We start from the raw sequence: 1662 nt of genomic DNA on the forward strand, positions 1-1662 counted from the left end.
ATTTTAAAGAAATTACCGTCTATCCTAAATATGGGAAATATTTTTCCACGGGTGCTAGAAAGACTGTACCTGATTGGGTCGTTGCATACGGAAATAATTAAAAAAAATAATCGTACCTTAAGGTGCGATGGACGGTTTAAGAACCGTTTATCCTGTTTTTATGCAATTTTACCGATATAGTGATAAGGAGCCGATAAGCCTACTATCTAGCGATGATATTCAAGCCGCTATTGTGATGCTTCTGTGATGCTCTTGTGATGCTTTCGTGATGCTCTTGTGATGCTTTCGTGAGGCTCAGGGTAAGCTCACGATAGGGTCACGATAGGCTCAGGGTAAGCTCACGATAGGCTTCCGATAGGCTTTCGATAGGCTTCCGATAGGCTCCAAAGAGGCTTTTGATAGGCTTCTAAAAAACTTATTGGTGTCAGACTTGTTGATTCCGATAAGCATTTTTTCTGCAAACAAACTTCAAAAACAAAGCAAATTTTATGGTTTTAACCCCAGGACCTTTACCCGGTTATTATATCGAAGCAGAAACCGGAATTGCTCTAGACAAAACGGCACAAAACCCAACGCCAGAGGGGAACGAGCGATGCTTCATCAAAGACTGTATTGCAGCATGGCTAGGGCTGACGATTGCAAATCCCCGTATTGGGACTTTTGGAAAATCAGAACCTGCAAATCCGGCTCAAACCAATGAGAAAAGAATGTTCGCCTTGCGGGGACAACGCGGAAGTTATCAATACAAGATTCTACTAATTCCCGGAACGGGTATTCCGGTGAAATATTACAAAACCGGTGTCGCAGGGGTTACGAACCAAGTTATTCAACGCAATTCATTTTCTATTAGTTTGAGTCGGACAATTGGAGTTGCCGAACTGCGCTCATGGCTAATTAGTGGAACTGGTGCCAATGGGAAAGGCGCCATAAAACCAGAGATAACTGAACAGATTATGGGATTAGTAACCCCCTGGGACCGGAAATACATTTGGAGAACTCCCTTAATCTCTGAACCGGCATTTCCGGAACTTAATACCGATGTTCATACAGTGGCACAAATGGGCGCAGCGGCTCCAGCACCTTAACCCATCGTCGCCAGAGGATAGATGCGCTGATTTTATTCAAACTGTCACCACAACTATTAAAGCGCTTTTCTTCTTCTATCGATACCCTGATAACGAGAAGAAAAGCGCTTTTTAATCCTTTGTTCTCGTCTTGCAGCCCTCTAAATATCGTGAGCCTAAAATATTTGATTCCCTCCAATTTATTCCTGGGAACCGCAGAGGATTACTTTCACCTCTTAGCACAGGAAAAACTTCAGGAATTAGTAACGCAAAACTTTAACCAGCTCACCCCTTCTAACTCTTTGAAATTAGGACGAGTGGGTAAATCTCCTGATAGCTGGGATTTTAAACAGAGTGATTGGATTGTAAATTTTGCTACCCAAAACCTTCTCACTGTCAGAGGGCACATGATGATTTGGGCGCGCTCAATCCCAGACTGGGTGAGGGATATGGAAGGTTATCAATTTTCGCGAATGCTGAAAAGTTACATCTTTGAAACGATGCAGCGCTATCCAGAAATCATTGATTGGGATGTTTGTGGGGAAGCTTTTGACGACAAAGGATATTTAAGAGAAACTATTTTGAGCTATCATTTAGG

At 42.7% G+C, this 1662-nt stretch carries 2 protein-coding genes; both read left to right on the top strand.

Translation table 11 applies throughout. The features are described 5' to 3' along the window. Positions 1–488 precede the first annotated feature (488 nt). A complete protein-coding gene (locus tag NG833_RS24675) occupies positions 489–1085 on the top strand; it encodes a hypothetical protein (RefSeq protein WP_254567926.1) in 597 nt (198 codons plus the stop codon). A gap of 149 nt (positions 1086–1234) precedes the next feature. Beyond that, positions 1235–1662: endo-1,4-beta-xylanase (locus tag NG833_RS24680; protein WP_254567927.1), on the top strand; the 428-nt coding region annotated here is incomplete at its 3' end.

The organism is Oscillatoria sp. HE19RPO, assembly GCF_024220515.1.
In the GTDB taxonomy this organism is placed as follows: Bacteria; Cyanobacteriota; Cyanobacteriia; order Cyanobacteriales; family Laspinemataceae; genus Laspinema.

Bases quoted from the DNA above. Each gene is read 5' to 3' on its own strand.
- NG833_RS24675 (WP_254567926.1), top strand. From the start codon at position 489: ATGGTTTTAACCCCAGGACCTTTACCCGGTTATTATATCGAAGCAGAA.